The following is an 18,710-nucleotide window of genomic DNA, read 5'->3' as shown; positions in this document are numbered from 1 at the left end:
CTGTACCTTGATAGATAAGAATAAACATCTCACGCTATAAATAACGACTTGCTGCCCGTATTTTATAAATACAAAAAATCCCATAACTGAAGAGGTTATGGGATTTAACTATGCGGTTATTAAACGACGCAGTTTATGATTAACGACGATCGCCTAAAATACGCAGTAACATTAAGAACAGGTTGATAAAATCTAAATAAAGCGTTAATGCACCCATAATTGAGTAACGGCGCATATTTTCTTTATCTTCTTGATTAATTTCGCTACCCATATCCTTTAATTTTTGTGTGTCATATGCGGTTAAACCAGCGAAAATCAGTACACCTGCGTAAGAGATAACCATGCTCATCATGCTGCTTTGCATAAAGATATTAACAATAGAAGCAATGATAATACCGATAAGCCCCATAAACAGGAAGCTACCCATCCCAGTTAAACTACGTTTAGTGGTGTAACCATAAACACTTAATGCACCAAACATTGCCGCACAGATAAAGAAAGTGCTAGCAACAGAGGAGTAAGTATAAACAATTAACACACTCGAAATAGTGACACCTGTTAATGCGGAATAGAGCATAAAGAGGGTTGTGGCAAGCGCACCACTCATTTTATGTACCATACCGGATAATATAAAAACTAATGCTAATTGAGCGATAATCAAACCAAAGAAAAAGATCTTATTAGTGAAGATCATCTCAATTAAAGTCGCGCTGGATGCAACATACAGAGCAACAAATGCAGTAAGTAACAGACCTACTGTCATCCAGCCATACACTTGCGCCATAAAGGTTTGTAGACCTGTACCAGTGCGCTGTACGATTGAATCATTTGAACGTGAAAATCGATCCATGATGATTACCCTTTAATCATAGTGATAACGTTGAATTTAACGATAACGTTTATTTCAGTAAAGAGCCCATTATGGACTCATTAGTGATTAATTTTATCACACTAATGTTACATTTCCACGAAATAAACTGTATAGAATGTCACCGTAAAATAAATTTAAGTAAAGTGATGTTGTCTTTGATTTCGCTTGATGAATTATTCCCAACGCTTAGCTGAATCATAGTCACTTTGGCGAGCATCAACCCATCTATCTTGGTTAGCTGATAGCCCCTCTTTTTTCCAAAAAGGCGCGCGCGTTTTTAAAAAATCCATAATAAATTCTGCGGATTCAAAAGCACTATGGCGATGTGCGCTGGTCACACCAACAAACACGATCTCTTCACCAATATTTAATTGGCCAACACGGTGGATGACGCTGACTCTTTGTAAAGGCCAACGCGCTCGTGCTTGCTCAACAATGTCATTTAACGCCTTTTCTGTCATACCAGGATAATGCTCTAGAGTTAGCGTATTAACTTCATCACCTAAATTATGATTACGCACTTTTCCTGTAAAAGTGACGACCGCACCATCACTTTCACACTCTGACAACCATTGATATTCATCACCAACATTAAAATGTTCGTTTTGGACTGATATACGGGTCAATGTACTCATCTTAGCCCCCTGTTACAGGTGGGAAAAAAGCCACTTCATCACCGTCTTTAATGGCATAAGTGCCTTGAACAAAGGATTGATTTACCGCGGATAACAATTTGCCATCTTCAAGCGCTAATGCCCAACGATCGCCTTTGTTAATTAAAGCACGGCGTAAATCATCCACTGTTGGATAATCATTTTGTAATTCCAGTGAATCAACACCCACTAATTCACGCACTTGGGCGAAAAAAAGAACCTTAATCATGCATCCACCTTAAAGTGTCCCGATTTACCACCGGTTTTTTCTAATAAACGCACAGATCCTATGACCATATCTTTTTGTACTGCTTTGCACATATCATAGATAGTCAATGCGGCCACTGATGCGGCAGTGAGTGCTTCCATTTCAACACCCGTTTTACCCGTTAAGCGACACACTGATTCAATACGCACACGATTTGAGTCTGTAAGGGCTTCTAAATGGACTTCAACTTTGGTTAACAGCAATGGGTGACATAAAGGAATTAATTCCCATGTTCTTTTGGCTGCTTGAATACCCGCAATACGTGCGGTAGCAAAGACATCTCCCTTATGGTGTCGACCTTCGGTTATCATTGCTAAGGTTTTTGCTGACATTTCAACAAAGGCTTCTGCTCGTGCTTCACGTACGGTTTCAGCTTTGGCGCTAACATCCACCATATGCGCTTCACCGGCAGCATTAATATGAGTTAGTTGAGACATGCACAACTCCTGAAATTAACTAAATAACAGAGCGAAAAAACTTATCCACCAATCACAGAAAGATTAGGGGTAATACCACTATCGCCCTGATGAAGAAAATGTGTTTCTCTTTTATGAAGAAGTCCACCCTGAATACGCTGTTGTAGAGCTTGTTGTTGCGCATCATCAGCCAATAAATCGCGTAAAGGAATACCATTTTCGCCAAATAAGCAAAGATGAAGATTACCAATCGCAGAAACGCGTAAACGGTTACAGGTGACACAAAAGTCTTTTTCATAAGGCATGATAAGACCAATTTCACCTTGATAATCAGGATGAGTAAAGACTTGAGCTGGCCCATCACTACGGGCGCGAGGAATTTGTAGCCAACCTTCGTTAAGTAAACGTTGGCGGATCACTTCACCAGATAAATGAAAGCGATTAAAAACATCACTACCATCACCAGTTTCCATTAGTTCAATAAAGCGTAGTTGTATCGGTCTGTCTTTGATCCAATGGAGAAAATCAGGCAAGTTTTTATCATTTACGTTGCGCATTAGCACAACATTGACTTTCACTTTGTCATAACCTGCCGTAAAAGCAGCGTCTATTCCTTCCATCACTTGATGGAATTTATCTTGCCCGGTGATGGCATGAAATTGGCGGGGATCTAAGCTATCAACACTGACATTTATCGCACTTAGCCCCGCATCACGCCATTGTGCAACATCACGGGCTAAACGATAGCCGTTTGTTGTCACAGCAATCTTTTTAATGGCTGGGTTTTCATTAATAGTCGCGATAATATCAGTAAAATCTCGACGCATCGTAGGCTCACCACCCGTTAAACGGATTTTTTCTGTGCCTAATTCAGCAAAAGAGTGAGTCAGTCGGCGGATTTCATCTAGTGATAGAAAGGACTTATGACCATTTGGCTTGTAGCCATTAGGTAAGCAGTAAGTGCAACGGAAATTACACACGTCTGTGATTGATAGACGTAAATAGAAAAATTTGCGGGAAAACGCATCAACAAGTTGTTGCATAATAACACCTTTCCAAATTCGGGAGATGCGGGCATTTCTACCGTGCACCCTGGTGACTTAGTTAGTCACGGCCAGAACATCATATCCTTTGGATAAAGCTTGTTGACTTAGATGTTAAGGCTAGGAGTTAATCTTTACCTGTTTTTAACAGGTTCTTATACCAATATTTTATGTGTGGATTTTACCTGTTTATTTGATAAAAAGCGAATATTGTTTTCGTTATATAATTTATAATACAACGACTTACAACACTTTTTTTATTTTTATTCTATTTACACTCCCCTTACTCTTCCCTTTTATTTGTCTAAATAACCAGCAATCGATACTCATTCAAGATTAAGAATGTGATGAAATCACGCCGTGATCATAGGCTTAAATTATAATTGTGATAAATTAGCGGCAAATTTTTAAAAGTGAGTAAGACAATTATGCGAAATCGCACGCTAAGTGATTTAGATCGTGTTGTAGCCCTTGGTGGAGGTCATGGCCTTGGACGTGTGCTTTCAGCACTCTCCTATTTAGGAACTCGCCTTACGGGGATTGTCACGACAACAGATAATGGTGGCTCCACGGGACGTATTCGTAAAGACGAAGGCGGTATCGCGTGGGGAGATATGCGCAATTGTATTAATCAATTAATCACAGAGCCTTCCGTTGCTTCTGCGATGTTTGAATACCGTTTCTCAGGCACAGGAGAGCTTGCTGGACACAACTTAGGTAATCTTATGCTAAAGGCCTTAGATAACTTAAGCGTTCGTCCATTAGAAGCAATTAATCTTATCCGCGGCCTACTTAGAGTCAATGCTCATCTTATTCCTATGTCAGAACAAGCGGTTGATTTAATGGCCATTGATGATGAAGGAAATGAAATCTATGGCGAGGTCAATGTAGATAATTTACCGAGGATGCCTCGTCAATTAAAACTCTATCCAGACGTCACCACCACACGAGAAGCCATTGAAGCCATTGAGCAAGCTGATTTAATTTTAATTGGCCCGGGCAGTTTTTTTACCAGTTTGATGCCTTTATTGTTGCTACCTGATTTAGCTAAAGCATTACGTCGTAGCAGTGCCACTACTATTTATATTGGTAATTTAGGTAAAGAGCTTAGCCCTGCGGCTGCAAGTATGACGATGTCAGATAAAATCGCCATGATGGAAACCTATATTGGCTTACAAACTATTGATGCCGTGATTATTAGTCCAGAAACACAATATGAATCAATGAAAGGACGATTAATTGTTCAAGCGCAATTAGAGGCGAAAGATATTCCTTACCGTCATGATAGGCACCTATTAAGTAAAGCTATTGAATTAACACTTCAGCAATTAGGTCAACGTAATACCGCTTGTACAGCGAGTTAATCGTTATACCAATCAAAAAACCGCACTAAAATCATTATCTATCTCAGTGCGGTTAATTAGTTTTTATTAGATTATTTTCTTACTTTAACTGTGTAATTTTGTTTTACAAATAGACAATTAGCTATTAAGTGTTTTTAAAGTAATGCGTTCGCTGATCATTTCTTCTATTTCAGCCAGTGTCATAGGCACATCATTTTTCATAAAACCTAATCCAGCTACGGCTCGTGTAAAAGACATTAAATCTAATGGGGGTAGCTCCATTACCCAGTTTTCTTCTGTCGCTAAGGTATTTTCTGCTTTGAGTATATTTTGTACGACATCGGAAAATGTTTGATGTGATGATGCCCAATTTTGATCACCACTTGCCCATAACCAACGAGTAGCAATAAAGTTTTGCCACATATCTTCCCAACCATCATAAATACGACGTAGCATTGATGCACTCATTAATGACCATGTTTGTGCTTCTTGCTGGGTAATATAACCTTGTTGGCAGCCTTCTAAGCAAAGCTTGTTAAAACGACAAAGATCCCAAATAAGATATTTTACATTTTGGATATTCATTCGATTGGTGTTCATCATATCGATTTGCCATAAACGTTCATTTTTATCATTTTCAGTTAAATCAGATAATAAAATATCGTTTTTTAATGATTGAATATCTTCTTCTTTGCCATTCAAAATCTGGTCACGTAACTGGTAAAAGTCATTGGTATGACCTTGAGTCAGCAACCAAAATAATTGGTAGATTAAATCCCACCGATCATTAACTCCCCAAGCCGCTGATAGCCCACCATCATCTTTACCTTGATTATATTCGTTATATGCCCACTCATTCATTACCGCATAAGGGGCTGCGACATATAACCCCCATTCTTTGGGTAATAACTGATTTACTGGGCTTTCTGTTGCTGGAGACGATAAAACGGGCTCAGGCTCTGTTGTTGCTGGCATTGTAGCAGTGGGTAATTTATTGTCTTGCAATGCAAATCGTAACCACTTAAAAAGTATCACGAGGAAAAAACCACCAATAATGACTCCTACAGAGCTTGGAAACCCTGCATACACATAACCACTCATTCACTATCCTTAATGTCTTTTTTATCTTTGTAAATCATTGACTGTTTGTTAGTTGTAATATTTAAACAGTTGATTGCCAGGAAGGGAATAACAAAATAGATAATAATTGACAAAGAGAGAACAAAAAAAGAGCGCTATAAAAGCTATAACGCCCTTTGTAAGCCTATCTACTTACATTTTCTTATTAAGAATTAGCAATAAATTGCGCACGCAAAGTTTGTAATTTATCCCGTGTTTGAGCCGCTTTTTCAAATTCAAGATCTTTAGCATGTTGATACATTTCCGTTTCTAAGCGCTGAATTTCTTTTTCTAATTCAGCCGTAGAAAGTAATGGATAATCTTCATGAGTATCAACCGCTTTATGTCCTTTCTTATTACGGCCTTGAGTCGGTTGACCAATCTTAAGAATATCACCAATTTTCTTATTTAAGCCTTTTGGCACAATGCCATGTTCAAGGTTAAATTGTTGCTGTTTTTCCCGACGACGTTCTGTCTCACCAATGGCTTTTGCCATAGAATCTGTTATTTTATCGCCATATAAAATAGCTTTACCTTCAAGGTTACGAGCAGCACGACCAATCGTCTGAATAAGCGAACGTTCTGAACGTAAGAATCCCTCTTTATCTGCATCTAAAATCGCCACAAGAGAGACTTCTGGCATATCTAACCCTTCACGAAGTAAGTTTATCCCCACCAGCACATCAAATTCACCTAGACGTAAATCTCGGATAATTTCAACCCGCTCGACGGTATCAATATCTGAGTGCAAATAACGTACCCGTTCACCATGCTCTTCAAGATATTCGGTCAAATCCTCCGCCATACGTTTTGTTAATGTTGTCACTAATACACGTTCATTTTTAGCTGCTCGTATACGTATTTCTGATAATAAATCATCAACCTGTGTGGCAACAGGGCGAACTTCAACCACCGGATCAAGTAAGCCTGTAGGTCTAACCACCTGTTCTACAATGTCATTACCTGATTTTTCTAGCTCATATTTGCCCGGTGTTGCTGAAACATAAATGGTTTGTGGTGCTAATGCTTCAAACTCTTCAAAACGCAATGGGCGGTTATCCAACGCAGAAGGTAACCGGAAGCCATATTCCACTAACGTCTCTTTACGTGAGCGGTCGCCTTTATACATGCCGCCAATTTGCGGAATAGTAACGTGTGATTCGTCAATCACTAATAACCCATCAGCAGGCAAATAGTCAAATAGCGTTGGTGGTGGCTCACCAGGCCCACGGCCAGAAAGATAGCGGGAGTAGTTTTCAATACCTGAGCAATACCCCAATTCATTCATCATTTCTAAATCAAATTGAGTGCGCTGGGTAACTCGCTGCTCTTCAACCAATTTATCATTGGCTAATAGCACCTTACGTCTTTCAGCTAGCTCCTGTTTGATTTTTTCCATCGCATCCAGAATACGTTCGCGCGGCGTAACATAGTGGGTTTTAGGATAGATGGTGAAACGTGGCACATTGTAATGAATTTGCCCTGTGAGAGGATCAAATAGCGATAAACGCTCAACCTCTTCATCAAATAATTCAACACGTAAAGCGTAGTCATCAGATTCAGCAGGAAAGATATCGATCACTTCACCACGGACTCGGAAAGTACCGCGCTGAAAAGCCTGATCATTGCGGGTATATTGCAAATCAGCAAGTCGGCGTAAAATCGCACGTTGGTCAATAATCATGCCATTGCTTAAATGTAGCATCATTTTTAAATAGCTATCAGGATCACCCAAACCATAAATAGCTGAAACTGAAGAGACCACAATAACGTCTTTACGCTCTAAGAGAGCCTTTGTAGCCGATAGACGCATTTGTTCGATATGTTCGTTAACAGAGGCGTCTTTTTCAATAAAGGTATCGGAGCTTGGCACATAGGCTTCAGGTTGATAGTAGTCATAATAAGAGACAAAGTATTCCACCGCATTTTCAGGGAAAAACTCTTTCATTTCACTATAAAGCTGTGCAGCTAGCGTTTTGTTTGGCGCTAATACCATAGTAGGACGATTTAGGTTAGCTATCACATTGGCAATAGTGAAGGTTTTACCTGATCCGGTTACCCCTAATAAGGTTTGGTGAGCAAGTCCATCTTCTAACCCTTCACATAATGAAGCGATAGCAGTAGGTTGATCACCACCGGGTTTAAATTCTGAATGCAGTTTAAAAACTTTGCTCATATTCTTATCTCCTCGCAGACACTCCTTATGATACTGGATAAAAATCCAGCTTCAATCTCTATCTTACAAAAAATAATCTGAATAACGGATTTAAGTTATCCCCAGATTTTAATCAAAAAGTTTTTTAAAAAATCAACCCCTTATTTTAGGGATAAATCACTGAGAGTAAGTTGACGCTTTCGCACTATTGATTTTATTTAACTTATTAATAATAAACAATAAAAAATAAAAGTTGAGAATAACACCAATCTTTAGCAATGCCTTGTATTCTCTATATTTGGCGTATTTTTATTATGGTAATACACAAGGTTATCCACAGGAATAGTGGATAACTGAACAAAGTGCTTATACCACGGTAGGTTACAGCTTTTTTTCTTATTAAAAATAACCCTAATATTTAGCAAAAAAATAATTTTTTTATTTTTTTATACATGAAAATAAGCTGTTAAAATTGACTCAATGATGATGTATCAATGTGATTTGAGATAAGAGAGATCAAGATAAGAGGTAAAATTATGTTGTTTAACGTCTTGTGTTAAATAAGGAATTTTACCTAAAAGTGGTGCTTTAATATGCGCCATTAAAGTAGCTAAATACTGCTGTTGATACCGCCCGGCAGGCTCTACTTCATTTGCTACCCAGCCCGCTAAAGTCAACCCTGATTGCCAAATAGCTTGTTGCGTTAATAATGCATGATTAATACAACCTAATTTAATACCCACCGTTAAAATAACCGGTAATTTTTCTTCAATCACCCAATCTGCAAAGAATTGGTTTGCTGATAGTGGCGTAAACCATCCCCCAGCACCTTCAACTAATACCCAATCTGCGCGTTGTTGCAGATAAGATAACCCCTTCGACATAACCTGAAAATCAATAGGTTGTTTTGTTTCTTCGCTCACAATATGAGGTGATGTGGGGGTTTCAAAGCAATAGGGATTCACTTGCTGATAAGCCAAAGGGACGCTACTAAACTGTTGCAACGTTAATGCATCACTATTACGTAAACCTTCAGGTAACCATTCGCTACCAGATGCGACAGGTTTATAACCCGCAGTTTGATATCCTTGTTGTGTAGCGCATTGTAATAATGCACTACTTACGACGGTTTTACCGACTTCGGTATCTGTTCCTGTTAAAAACCATGTTTTAGCCATGAGAAATCTTTCCTATAACGAGTTCATAAGTAAGTAAATATTTACCAGAGTCTGTTTTGCGCCAAACTTGCTCTAATTGACGCAGTTTTTGGCGTGTCATTAATCCTTTTGGCCGTTCTCCTTGTACAAAATTCGCGCCTACCCCTTTTAATGAGGCAAAAAGCTCAGGCAATGATGCATATTGTTCTGTCACCTTTTCAGTCACAAATTGATATTGAAAACCACTACAGGCTTGTTCAATCTGTTGGTAAGAGAGGAACGGGTTAACATGTTGGTGGTTATCAAGAAACTGCCAAGCGTCTCGTACCTCTTGTAACGTTGATGTTGCTAACGTAGAAAAATAGAGCGCCCCTTGTGGATTGACGACACTCATTAAGCTATTTACCGCAATGGTAAGATCATCACACCACTGCATAGCTAAATTGCTAAAAACGATATCTATGCTGTGGGGGGTGAGCGCACAGTGCTCAATATCACTTTGTAAATAACAATTAGCCCGTTGTTGTTGTCTCGCCACTTGTAACATGGCATGAGATAAATCAAGTGCGATAACAAACCTCCCTTGTTGTCGCCATTTTTGACTGAAATACCCAGTGCCACACCCCGCATCTAGCACCCTATCCCCAGCTTGGTGGCGAGCTAAATACATCAATTTATCACCACTATAACGTTGAATAGAGGCATGATGATCATAATGGCTAGCCGCTTTACTAAAACACTGGGCTATCTGCTGTTTATCTGTTTTGATTGAAGAAACCATGAAGAAGCTCGATTAACATCGCAATGTCGGAAATTTGGTGACGAGTCGTTAAAGTAATGCGTAAACGTGCGCTGTGAGGGGGTACAGTCGGTGGAAAGATCGCTTTTACCCAGAAACCTTCACGTTGTAAATAGTCTGAAAGTTGTTGACAGCGTAGTTCATCACCAATAATTAACGGTTGAATGGCTGTTTGTGAAGGTAATAATGTGACTGGAAGTGATGAGACACCTTGACGGAAAAAGCTAATAAGTTGTTGAAGATATTCTCGTCCTTCATCATCTTGTTTAATAACCTTTAACGCTGCATGTAAAGCAACGGCTTGTGCAGGGGGCATTGAGGTACTATAAATTAAGTGACGTGAATATTGTTCGAAAAACTCAGCAGTCGCCTTATTACACAGTACAGCTGCACCACTAATGCCAAAGGCTTTACCAAAAGTCGCTATTAATAACTCAGGTTTAATCCCTGCTTCATGGCAACTCCCTTTACCTTCTTTACCTAACACGCCAATACCATGCGCATCATCAACCATTAACCACGCCTGATGCTGTTGACTTATTTCTGCCATAGCCGCTAATGGCGCTTTATCACCATCCATGCTAAAAACCCCTTCTGTCACGACTAAGCTTTTATTCGCAGAGGTTTTATGAAGTCGCTGAGATAGAGATGGCGCAGAATTATGCAAAAAGCGCCATAAACTCGCCGGTGATAAGATAGCCGCTTCCATTAATGAAGCATGACAAAGTTTATCGGCAATGATGGCATCTTCTTTTTCAAGTAATGTCGCAATAACACCTTGATTAGCACTATAACCTGAAGAAAATAATAGCGCATGATCGTACCCTAACCAGTCAGCGAGTTGTTGCTCTAACTGCTGATGGGCCTGTGTAAAACCGGTAATATGACCCGATCCCCCACTCCCTACACCATATTCATTCGCACCACGTTGCCATGCTTGAATAACATCAGGATGTTGGCTTATCCCTAAATAATCGTTACCAGAAAAATTAACATATTTATCACCAGACAGTGTGGTTAAATAGCGTCCATTACTATGCTGGATCACCTGTCTTTTTCGCCATAATGGCGTATTTCTACGCTCATTAAGTCGCTTATCTAGATAGTTTTGCCAACTCATTACAGTGCCGCGTTATAAAATTGTTCGGTGTCTTTTTCAGCAACAGCTTGTAGCAACACGTCTTCTTGTTGCTGATCGCCCATTGAGACAGATAATCTTTCAGGATTTAAACCAAGCTTACGGAATAATTGGTGATCTTTATCTTCAGTGGGATTCGTGGTCGTTAATAATTTGCAACCATAAAAAATGGAGTTTGCGCCAGCCATAAAACAGAATGCTTGCGTTTGTTCACTCATTTGTTCACGCCCTGCTGAAAGTCGCACATAAGAGCGAGGCATCATAATACGAGCAACAGCAATAGTCCGAATAAAATCAAAGGGATCGACATCTTCATTATCAGCCAGTGGCGTACCTTTAATTTTGGCTAACATATTGATAGGTACACTTTCCGGCGGTTGCGGTAAGTTAGCTAATTGCACTAACATAGCGGCTCTATCTTTGACCTCTTCCCCTAAACCTAAAATGCCTCCAGAGCACACTTTAATGCCAGCATTACGTACTTTATCTAAGGTATCTAAACGGTCTTGATATGTCCGGGTGGTAATAATGCTGCCGTAAAACTCAGGTGATGTATCAAGATTATGGTTATAAAAATCCAGTCCGGCTTGTGCTAAGCGTGAGGCTTGTGAATCATCAAGCTTACCCAATGTCATACAGGTTTCCATACCTAGCGCTTTCACTTCTTTGACCATCTGCTCAAGATAAGGCATATCACGCTCATGTGGATTACGCCAAGCCGCGCCCATACAAAAACGGGTTGAACCAGCTGCTTTTGCTTTTTTGGCTGATTCAATCACTTGTTGTACTTCCATTAAGCGCTCTTTTTCTAACCCTGTTTTATAGCGCGCACTTTGGGCACAATATTTACAATCTTCAGGACAAGCGCCTGTTTTTATCGACAGTAAGGTGCTGACTTGAATTTGTGAAGGATCAAAATGTTGACGATGCACTTGTTGCGCTTGAAAAACCAAATCTAAAAATGGCATATCAAACAGTGCCCTAGCTTCTTTTAATGTCCAACGTTTTAACGTACTCACAATACATTCTCCTGTTCAAAAGTGATTGCCAGTTTAAATAATAGGGTTATCATGTCAACTAAAATTGATCACGCTAGGTTTACATGATTAACTGGAAAGTAAAATGACACCCGATGATATTGCTTTTGATTTACGCCATATTTGGCACCCTTATACCTCAATGAGTAACCCATTACCGGCTTATCCAATCGTAAGTGCAAAAGGGGTTGAACTCACTTTAGCGAATGGCAAACAATTAATTGATGGTATGTCTTCATGGTGGGCTGCGATCCACGGCTATAACCACCCTGAACTCAATACGGCGGTAACAGAACAACTAGCAGCAATGTCCCATGTGATGTTTGGTGGTATCACCCATCCCTCAGCGGTTGCTCTATGTCGAAAACTATTGGCTATCACTCCCGCACCACTAGAGTGTATTTTCCTCGCTGATTCAGGCTCTGTAGCGGTTGAAGTGGCGATAAAAATGGCATTGCAATATTGGCAGGCAAAAGGTGAAAAACGCCAGCGCATTGTGGCATTAAAACGCGGTTATCATGGTGATACTTTTGGCGCGATGTCGGTGTGTGATCCTGACAATTCGATGCATAGTCTCTACAAAGGCTACCTGCCGAATCATCTGTTTGTCGAAGCGCCAAAAACCGGATTTTATCAACCGTGGGACGCTACTGATATAGACGATTTACGCACCACATTAGCGCAACATCATCAACATATTGCCGCTGTGATGCTAGAGCCAATCGTCCAAGGGGCTGGTGGTATGCGCATATACCACCCAGAGTATTTAACACAAGCTCGAGCGTTATGTGATGAATTTAATGTGTTATTAATTGCCGATGAAATCGCCACTGGATTTGGCAGAACCGGTAAATTATTTGCTTGTGAACACGCGGGGATCTCCCCCGATATTATGTGTGTAGGTAAAGCATTAACAGGTGGTTATATGACGCTATCCGCCACGTTAACTACACGCCATATTGCCGATACTATCAGCCAAGGTGATGCAGGTTGCTTTATGCATGGCCCTACCTATATGGGGAATCCTCTTGCCTGTGCGGTGGCGAATGCTAGTTTATCACTATTAGAGCAAGGTCACTGGGTTAATCAAGTCGCTCAAATTGAAGATCAACTTAAAACCGAATTGTTACCCTTAAAGCAAGCAAAAAGCGTTAAAGATGTGCGGGTACTTGGTGCTATTGGTGTCGTAGAAATGGTTGAGCCAGTCAATATGGCTAAACTACAGAAATACTTTGTCGATGAAGGGGTTTGGATACGACCTTTTGGTCAACTGATTTATATTATGCCTCCTTATATTATATCACCTGAAAAGCTCACTAAACTCACTCAAGCAATTGAGAAAGCAGTTAATCTTACCAATTAATTATTTTGTTTTAATATCTCTAGCGGCATCATCTACCGCTAGAGAGCAAGCAATACTTATTTGGTGACTACAGTGACCCACATCGCCCCTTTTCCGACTGGATAACAAGCTAATTCCGTTAATGCGCCGGTTTGCCTATCAATACGAGAAACAGAGACAAAATCAGATTTCTGACCGCAAGAAATGAGATAATTTCCTGTATTATCAAGATTAAAACCGCGTGGTTGTGTCTGTGTTGTATAATGACCTACAGGTTGTAGATGATCCCCTGCTTCTGAAACTGCCATTACACTAATCAAGCTTTCCGAACGTTCACTGGCATAGAGGAAACGACCGTCTGGGGTAATATGGATATCAGCGGCCCAACGTGTGCTATTGAAAGTTTCTGGCACCATATCGATGGTTTGCATTAAACGATAAAGATCACCCATACGACGATAAACATTGATTGTTGCATCTAATTCATTAAGGCAATAAAACACTTCGCCATTAGGATTGAACGCTAAATGACGCGGCCCTGCATTTATTGCTGTGGTTAACTCTTCGCTACGCGCTTCACTTAAATGTCCCTCTTCTGAAAGATTAAATAGACGAATATGATCTTCACCTAAACAGGGAACAATAAGCTGCTTGTTATGCCAATCAATATTAGAAGAATGTGGTTTATTTAATCCTTCAATAAGTTGTATCGGCGCTTGAGCAATACCTTGTTGATTAATCGGCAATACCGCTAAGTTACCTTGGTGATAAGAAGGAACAAACAAAAAACGTTCTGTTTTATCCAAGCACAGATGAACTGGTGCACTTGGAATTGCCGTTATTGCTTTTTGTTCTAACTGGCCATCAGGTGCGATTTCAAAGGTCACCACACTAAAATGAGGACGAATGCCAACATAAAGATGTTTTCCATCTGCACTAGCCACCATAGGTTGAACTTGTCCTGCAACCTTAACAACCTGCAGTAGATGCATCTCTCCCGCGCTATTTAATGTATACGCATGGATTTGATGACTCTCTGGACTTGCTACGTAGACTACCTGTTTCATCCTTTCTCCTTAAAATCGATTACCTATTGATTTATAAAGAATAATAACTTAACCAACTGATACCTGTCACGATTAAGCTAGTTTATCTTTGCTAGGTTAACGTGTAACATCAGCATCATTGCATCTTTATACTATCAAGGGGCTTATTATGTCGTATCGCGTTATTGCACTGGATCTTGATGGCACATTGCTTGATGACCAAAAACGTATCCTACCGGGATCTTTAACTGCTCTTAATCTTGCCAGAAAAGCGGGCGTTAAAGTACTCATTGTAACAGGTCGTCACCATGTTGCTATTCATCCATTCTATCAAGCGCTAGATCTTGATACACCCGCTATCTGTTGTAATGGTACTTATCTTTACGACTACCTCGGTAAAAAAGTGCTTGAATCTGATCCTTTAACCCCCGAAGAAACACGCGCGGTACTCGACTTGGTTAAACAAACCGATGTGCATCATTTAGTCTATGCAGATGATGCAATGATGTATGATCAACTTACCGCTGCCGTACAACGTACACTTAATTGGGCTGATACTCTTCCTCTGGCACAACGCCCTAATTTAGTCAAAGTAGATGATTTTTACCAAGCAATGCATCATGTTGATTCTATCTGGAAAATAGCGACCACAACCCCCAATCACGATGAGTTACGTGCTTTAATCGAACAAGTAGAACAACAAGTCGGCTTAGAGTGTGAATGGTCTTGGGTCGATCAAGTTGATATCACCAAGAAAGGTAATAGCAAAGGTCGCCGTTTACAGCGTTGGGTTGAAGCCAATGGCATGAAGATGAGTGATGTTATGGCGTTTGGTGATAACTTCAATGACTTAAGTATGTTAGAGCACGTTGGTTTAGGTGTTGCTATGGGCAACGCATCAGATGAGGTCAAAGCACGCGCTAAACTGGTGACTAAAAATAATAATCAGCCCGGTATTGCAGAGACTATTCATAAATATATTTTGTCTTAAATACTTGCTATTCAAACAACAAAGCCTCATCTATGACGAGGCTTTATTTTTATAAATCAATAAATTAAAGATGGCGACTTAGTGAAATACTTTTTATTTGCGCATAAAGCCACTGCCCTTCTTGAATATTGAGTTCATCTCTCGCCCAAGGGGTGATCCGCGCCCATAAATAATTGCCATCATTAACCAGTTTCACATCTACCTGATCATCATGTTTGATCATTTCGACCACTTTCATATGTAATATATTACGGATACTACTATTTGATGGGCGAGTGGTAGTTAACGATACATCTGAAGCATCAATACGAACGCGCACATCGCGACCTATTTTTGCCTCGATTTGTGGCAACCACAGTACTTGATTACCAAAGGCGGTCGCCGTCATCGCATAATGGCTATGATGTTCAACGACCATAACATTTGCAACACTGCTTAACGTCTCTTTTTGTAACCAAGGGCGTAATGCGCTACTGGCCCAAACATCTTCTAACTTACCCATTGCCTTAATTTTTCCGGCATCCATAACAATCACATTATCAGCAAGTCGAATAATCTCATCTAGACTATGACTCACATACAAAATAGGTATTTGTACATCTTGTGAAAGTTTTTCTAAATAGGGTAATAATTCACGCTTGCGGGGTAAATCAAGAGAGGCCAATGGTTCATCCATTAGCATAATATCGGGTGCAGTTAATAATGCACGTCCAATAGCCACACGTTGTTTTTCACCACCAGATAGCGTAATAGGAAAACGCGAAAGTAGATGTTCGATACCTAATAGATAAATAATTCTATCAAACTGTACTTTCATTGTTGGTGACATACCGTAAAGTAAATTTCCTTTTACGGTATAATGAGGAAATAGTCGTGCATCTTGAAATACATAGCCTACTTTGCGCTTTTCGGGTGGCAGATAAATTTTCTTCTCAATATCCACCAATGTGTGATTATTTAACACAATATGTCCTGAATCAGGTTTGGTTAAACCACCAATCACATTAATGAGCGACGTTTTACCTGCGCCAGATAAGCCAAATACCGCCGTGATACTTTCTGTTGGTAATTGAGTATTCACTTCCAGACACAAAGAGCCCAGTGTCTGTTTAAAATTCATCTCTAGCATACGCCCCCCAATCTTTTACGACCCCAACGAGTTAGCCACTCTGAAGCCATTAAAGAGACGAGCGCCAAAATAATTGCAATGACACATAAACGGGCGGCATCCATTTCTGCCCCCGGTGTTTCAATTAACGTATACATAGCCAAAGGGATCGTTCTGGTTTCCCCTGGAATATTGGAGACGAAAGTGATTGTGGCGCCAAATTCACCTAATGAGCGAGCAAAGGCCAATACGATCCCCGCAATAATGCCGGGCATAGATAATGGTAACGTTATAGTAAAAAAGACACGTAATGGTGATGCGCCTAATGTTCTTGCCGCTTGTTCCATACGTTGGTCGACAGCTTCTAGTGCTAGTCTAATTGCTCTTACCATCAGTGGAAATGCCACAACAGCTGAGGCAAGTGCCGCCCCTCGCCAACTGAAGGTAAAACTAAATCCAAACCAATTATATAGCCATTCACCAATAAATCCGCGTCTCCCCATGCTAATTAATAATAGATAACCAACAACAACGGGAGGTAAAACTAAAGGTAAATGAATAATGCTATCAAGCAATGATTTACCGGGAAAACGAACCCTAACTAATAGCCAAGCCATCAATATACCAAAAGGAAGACTAATTATTACTGCAATTGTCGATACCTTAAGGCTTAAAAGAATCGCTTGCCATTCGTATTCACTTAACATCTCCAAAAGTATAATTCCTAAAGTGGGCTAAAGCCGTATTTCTTAAATATTTCTGCGGCTTGAGGTGTTTTTAGATAGTCATAAAAATCACGAACAGCTTTATTATCCTGTCCTTTTACAACTGCCATTGGATACTCAACAGGTTTGTGACTATCAGTTGGGAATACCCCAACCACTTTCACTTTGTCACTGGCAACAGCATCAGAGCCATAGACAATACCTAATGGTGCTTCATCTCGTTCAACTAATGCCATGCCGCTGCGAACATTATTAGTGCGTGCCATTTCCGGACTCACCACATCCCATGCACCTAAATATTCTAATGACTCTTTAGCATAGATACCAACAGGTACATGATCTGGATCACCCACAGCTAATTTTCCACCATTAAGTAAGGATTTCCATTTAGTATCCTTATTAATAACAACATTGTTTAATTTGCTATCTTTAGGAGCAATTAACACTAAGTCGTTACCTAATAATGTATGTCGTGAATCAGTCACCATTAAATTCTTATTAATAACATAATCCATCCACTGCTGATCGGCAGAAATAAATAGATTTGCAGGTGCTCCTTGCTCAATTTGGCGAGCAAGTGTTGAAGAGGATGCATAAGAAGCAACGACATCCGCTTGTTTTTCCTGTTTATATTGTGCCGAAATTTCATTAAGCGCATTAGTGAGAGAAGCCGCCGCAAATACCGTTATTTTTTCCGATGCCATGCTTTGGCTCACTAAAGCAAAAGAGATAATCGCACCAGCCAGTAACTTACCTGATAATTTTTTCATGTTGAGTTCCACTTAAATAGGACAATAACCACGCTGTATATATCAAGATATAACGTAAAATGAAAGGATAAGTTGATTAAAATTGGTTATATATCAATAAATATAGCGATAAATAGGGAGACAAAAATGGCGATAGCAATGGAGATAGAAATTCAGTCAACAACGCTACAACTTGAAGTTAAATAGCTAACAGCTAAATACTCTAAATAATTCAAGGTATAGGGAGACAAAAGTAGAAATAGCAATGGAGATAGAAATTCAGTCAACAACGCGACAACTTGAAGTTAAATAGATAAAAGATAAATACTCTAAATAATTCAAGGTGTAGCTAGGCGACAAGTGAATGAGTCGCTAGGAGCATACATCAGTATGTGACTAGTGCAAATAAACGCAGTCAATACCGCGATAGCTTGAAGTTAAATAGCTAAAAGATAAATACTCTAAATAATTCAAGGAATACGGAGACAAAAGTAGAGATAGCAATGGAGATAGAAATTCAGTCAATACCGCGACAACTTGAAGTTAAATAGATAAAAGATAAATACTCTAAATAATTCAAGGTGTAGCTAGGCGACAAGTGAATGAGTCGCTAGGAGCATACATCAGTATGTGACTAGTGCGAATGAACGCAGTCAACAACGCTACAACTTGAAGTATGACGAGTATTTGAGGAGTATTTTAGGAGTATTAAAAACAGCCCTTCACAATAAAGGGCTGTTCTAAATAGAG

The 18,710-nt window shown here is 39.8% G+C and carries 18 protein-coding genes and 1 riboswitch; of the genes, 3 read left to right on the top strand and 15 right to left on the bottom strand.

Translation table 11 applies throughout. From position 1 onward, the window contains the following. Positions 1-139: 139 nt before the first annotated feature. The 5 genes from HMPREF0693_RS06950 to moaA form a co-directional block, all read right to left on the bottom strand. Positions 140-850, bottom strand: a complete 711-nt coding sequence (locus HMPREF0693_RS06950) for a Bax inhibitor-1/YccA family protein (RefSeq protein WP_004244477.1) — start codon at positions 848-850, stop codon at positions 140-142. A gap of 194 nt (positions 851-1,044) precedes the next feature. Continuing rightward, the gene (moaE, locus tag HMPREF0693_RS06945; protein WP_004244476.1) at positions 1,045-1,506 is read right to left on the bottom strand and encodes a molybdopterin synthase catalytic subunit MoaE; all 462 of its coding nucleotides are present in this window, start codon (positions 1,504-1,506) and stop codon (positions 1,045-1,047) included. 1 nt (position 1,507) lies between these two features. Then, positions 1,508-1,753, bottom strand: coding sequence for a molybdopterin synthase sulfur carrier subunit (moaD, locus tag HMPREF0693_RS06940; RefSeq protein WP_004244475.1), 246 nt, complete (start codon positions 1,751-1,753; stop codon positions 1,508-1,510). Beyond that, positions 1,750-2,229: a cyclic pyranopterin monophosphate synthase MoaC gene (gene moaC, locus HMPREF0693_RS06935; RefSeq protein ID WP_004244474.1), complete on the bottom strand. Its 480-nt coding sequence runs from the start codon at positions 2,227-2,229 to the stop codon at positions 1,750-1,752. Before moaC ends, moaD begins: the two co-directional genes overlap by 4 nt. A 41-nt stretch (positions 2,230-2,270) precedes the next feature. Further along, positions 2,271-3,251 carry a GTP 3',8-cyclase MoaA gene (gene moaA / locus HMPREF0693_RS06930; protein ID WP_004244473.1) on the bottom strand — a complete coding sequence of 327 codons (981 nt, stop codon included), beginning with the start codon at positions 3,249-3,251 and terminating at the stop codon, positions 2,271-2,273. Next, a riboswitch (molybdenum cofactor riboswitch) is annotated at positions 3,241-3,390 on the bottom strand. Its footprint overlaps the gene before it by 11 nt. Positions 3,391-3,679: 289 nt before the next feature. Between moaA and HMPREF0693_RS06925 the strand changes: the two genes are divergently transcribed. Next, on the top strand, positions 3,680-4,615 hold the full coding sequence (locus tag HMPREF0693_RS06925; protein WP_004244471.1) for a gluconeogenesis factor YvcK family protein: 936 nt from the start codon (positions 3,680-3,682) through the stop codon (positions 4,613-4,615). Between the two features lie 117 nt (positions 4,616-4,732). Here HMPREF0693_RS06925 and HMPREF0693_RS06920 read toward each other — a convergent pair whose 3' ends face one another. The 6 genes from HMPREF0693_RS06920 to bioB form a co-directional block, all read right to left on the bottom strand. Beyond that, positions 4,733-5,695 carry a DUF1266 domain-containing protein gene (locus HMPREF0693_RS06920; protein ID WP_004244470.1) on the bottom strand — a complete coding sequence of 321 codons (963 nt, stop codon included), beginning with the start codon at positions 5,693-5,695 and terminating at the stop codon, positions 4,733-4,735. A gap of 184 nt (positions 5,696-5,879) precedes the next feature. Continuing rightward, positions 5,880-7,889, bottom strand: coding sequence for an excinuclease ABC subunit UvrB (uvrB, locus tag HMPREF0693_RS06915; protein WP_004244467.1), 2,010 nt, complete (start codon positions 7,887-7,889; stop codon positions 5,880-5,882). A 470-nt stretch (positions 7,890-8,359) separates the two neighbouring features. Continuing rightward, positions 8,360-9,046 carry a dethiobiotin synthase gene (gene bioD, locus HMPREF0693_RS06910; RefSeq protein ID WP_004244465.1) on the bottom strand — a complete coding sequence of 229 codons (687 nt, stop codon included), beginning with the start codon at positions 9,044-9,046 and terminating at the stop codon, positions 8,360-8,362. Continuing rightward, entirely contained in the window at positions 9,039-9,806 is a 768-nt protein-coding gene (gene bioC / locus HMPREF0693_RS06905) for a malonyl-ACP O-methyltransferase BioC (RefSeq protein WP_004244462.1), read from the bottom strand. Before bioC ends, bioD begins: the two co-directional genes overlap by 8 nt. Beyond that, positions 9,781-10,944, bottom strand: a complete 1,164-nt coding sequence (gene bioF / locus HMPREF0693_RS06900) for an 8-amino-7-oxononanoate synthase (protein ID WP_004244461.1) — start codon at positions 10,942-10,944, stop codon at positions 9,781-9,783. Before bioF ends, bioC begins: the two co-directional genes overlap by 26 nt. Beyond that, positions 10,944-11,981, bottom strand: a complete 1,038-nt coding sequence (bioB, locus tag HMPREF0693_RS06895; RefSeq protein ID WP_004244460.1) for a biotin synthase BioB — start codon at positions 11,979-11,981, stop codon at positions 10,944-10,946. Before bioB ends, bioF begins: the two co-directional genes overlap by 1 nt. Before the next feature lie 103 nt (positions 11,982-12,084). Between bioB and bioA the strand changes: the two genes are divergently transcribed. Beyond that, positions 12,085-13,362 carry an adenosylmethionine--8-amino-7-oxononanoate transaminase gene (gene bioA, locus HMPREF0693_RS06890; RefSeq protein WP_004244458.1) on the top strand — a complete coding sequence of 426 codons (1,278 nt, stop codon included), beginning with the start codon at positions 12,085-12,087 and terminating at the stop codon, positions 13,360-13,362. 56 nt (positions 13,363-13,418) lie between these two features. Here the strand turns inward: bioA and pgl are convergent, their stop codons facing one another. Next, on the bottom strand, positions 13,419-14,408 hold the full coding sequence (gene pgl, locus HMPREF0693_RS06885) for a 6-phosphogluconolactonase (RefSeq protein WP_004244457.1): 990 nt from the start codon (positions 14,406-14,408) through the stop codon (positions 13,419-13,421). A gap of 148 nt (positions 14,409-14,556) precedes the next feature. Between pgl and HMPREF0693_RS06880 the strand changes: the two genes are divergently transcribed. Further along, positions 14,557-15,378 carry a pyridoxal phosphatase gene (locus tag HMPREF0693_RS06880; RefSeq protein WP_004244456.1) on the top strand — a complete coding sequence of 274 codons (822 nt, stop codon included), beginning with the start codon at positions 14,557-14,559 and terminating at the stop codon, positions 15,376-15,378. A 64-nt stretch (positions 15,379-15,442) separates the two neighbouring features. On the opposite strand, the gene modC is transcribed toward HMPREF0693_RS06880, so the two are convergent. Genes modC through modA form a run of 3 tightly spaced genes read right to left on the bottom strand, consistent with a single transcriptional unit; the run spans position 15,443 to position 17,981 of the window. Further along, positions 15,443-16,507, bottom strand: a complete 1,065-nt coding sequence (gene modC, locus HMPREF0693_RS06875) for a molybdenum ABC transporter ATP-binding protein ModC (protein WP_004244454.1) — start codon at positions 16,505-16,507, stop codon at positions 15,443-15,445. After that, positions 16,501-17,193: a molybdate ABC transporter permease subunit gene (gene modB, locus HMPREF0693_RS06870; RefSeq protein WP_004244453.1), complete on the bottom strand. Its 693-nt coding sequence runs from the start codon at positions 17,191-17,193 to the stop codon at positions 16,501-16,503. Before modB ends, modC begins: the two co-directional genes overlap by 7 nt. Positions 17,194-17,210: 17 nt before the next feature. Then, the gene (gene modA / locus HMPREF0693_RS06865) at positions 17,211-17,981 is read right to left on the bottom strand and encodes a molybdate ABC transporter substrate-binding protein (RefSeq protein ID WP_004244452.1); all 771 of its coding nucleotides are present in this window, start codon (positions 17,979-17,981) and stop codon (positions 17,211-17,213) included. Positions 17,982-18,710: the final 729 nt, after the last annotated feature.

This window comes from Proteus mirabilis ATCC 29906 (genome assembly GCF_000160755.1).
Lineage (GTDB): Bacteria > Pseudomonadota > Gammaproteobacteria > Enterobacterales > Enterobacteriaceae > Proteus > Proteus mirabilis.
Note: the sequence above shows the minus strand (reverse complement) of the source record. Positions and strands in the feature narration are given on the sequence as shown.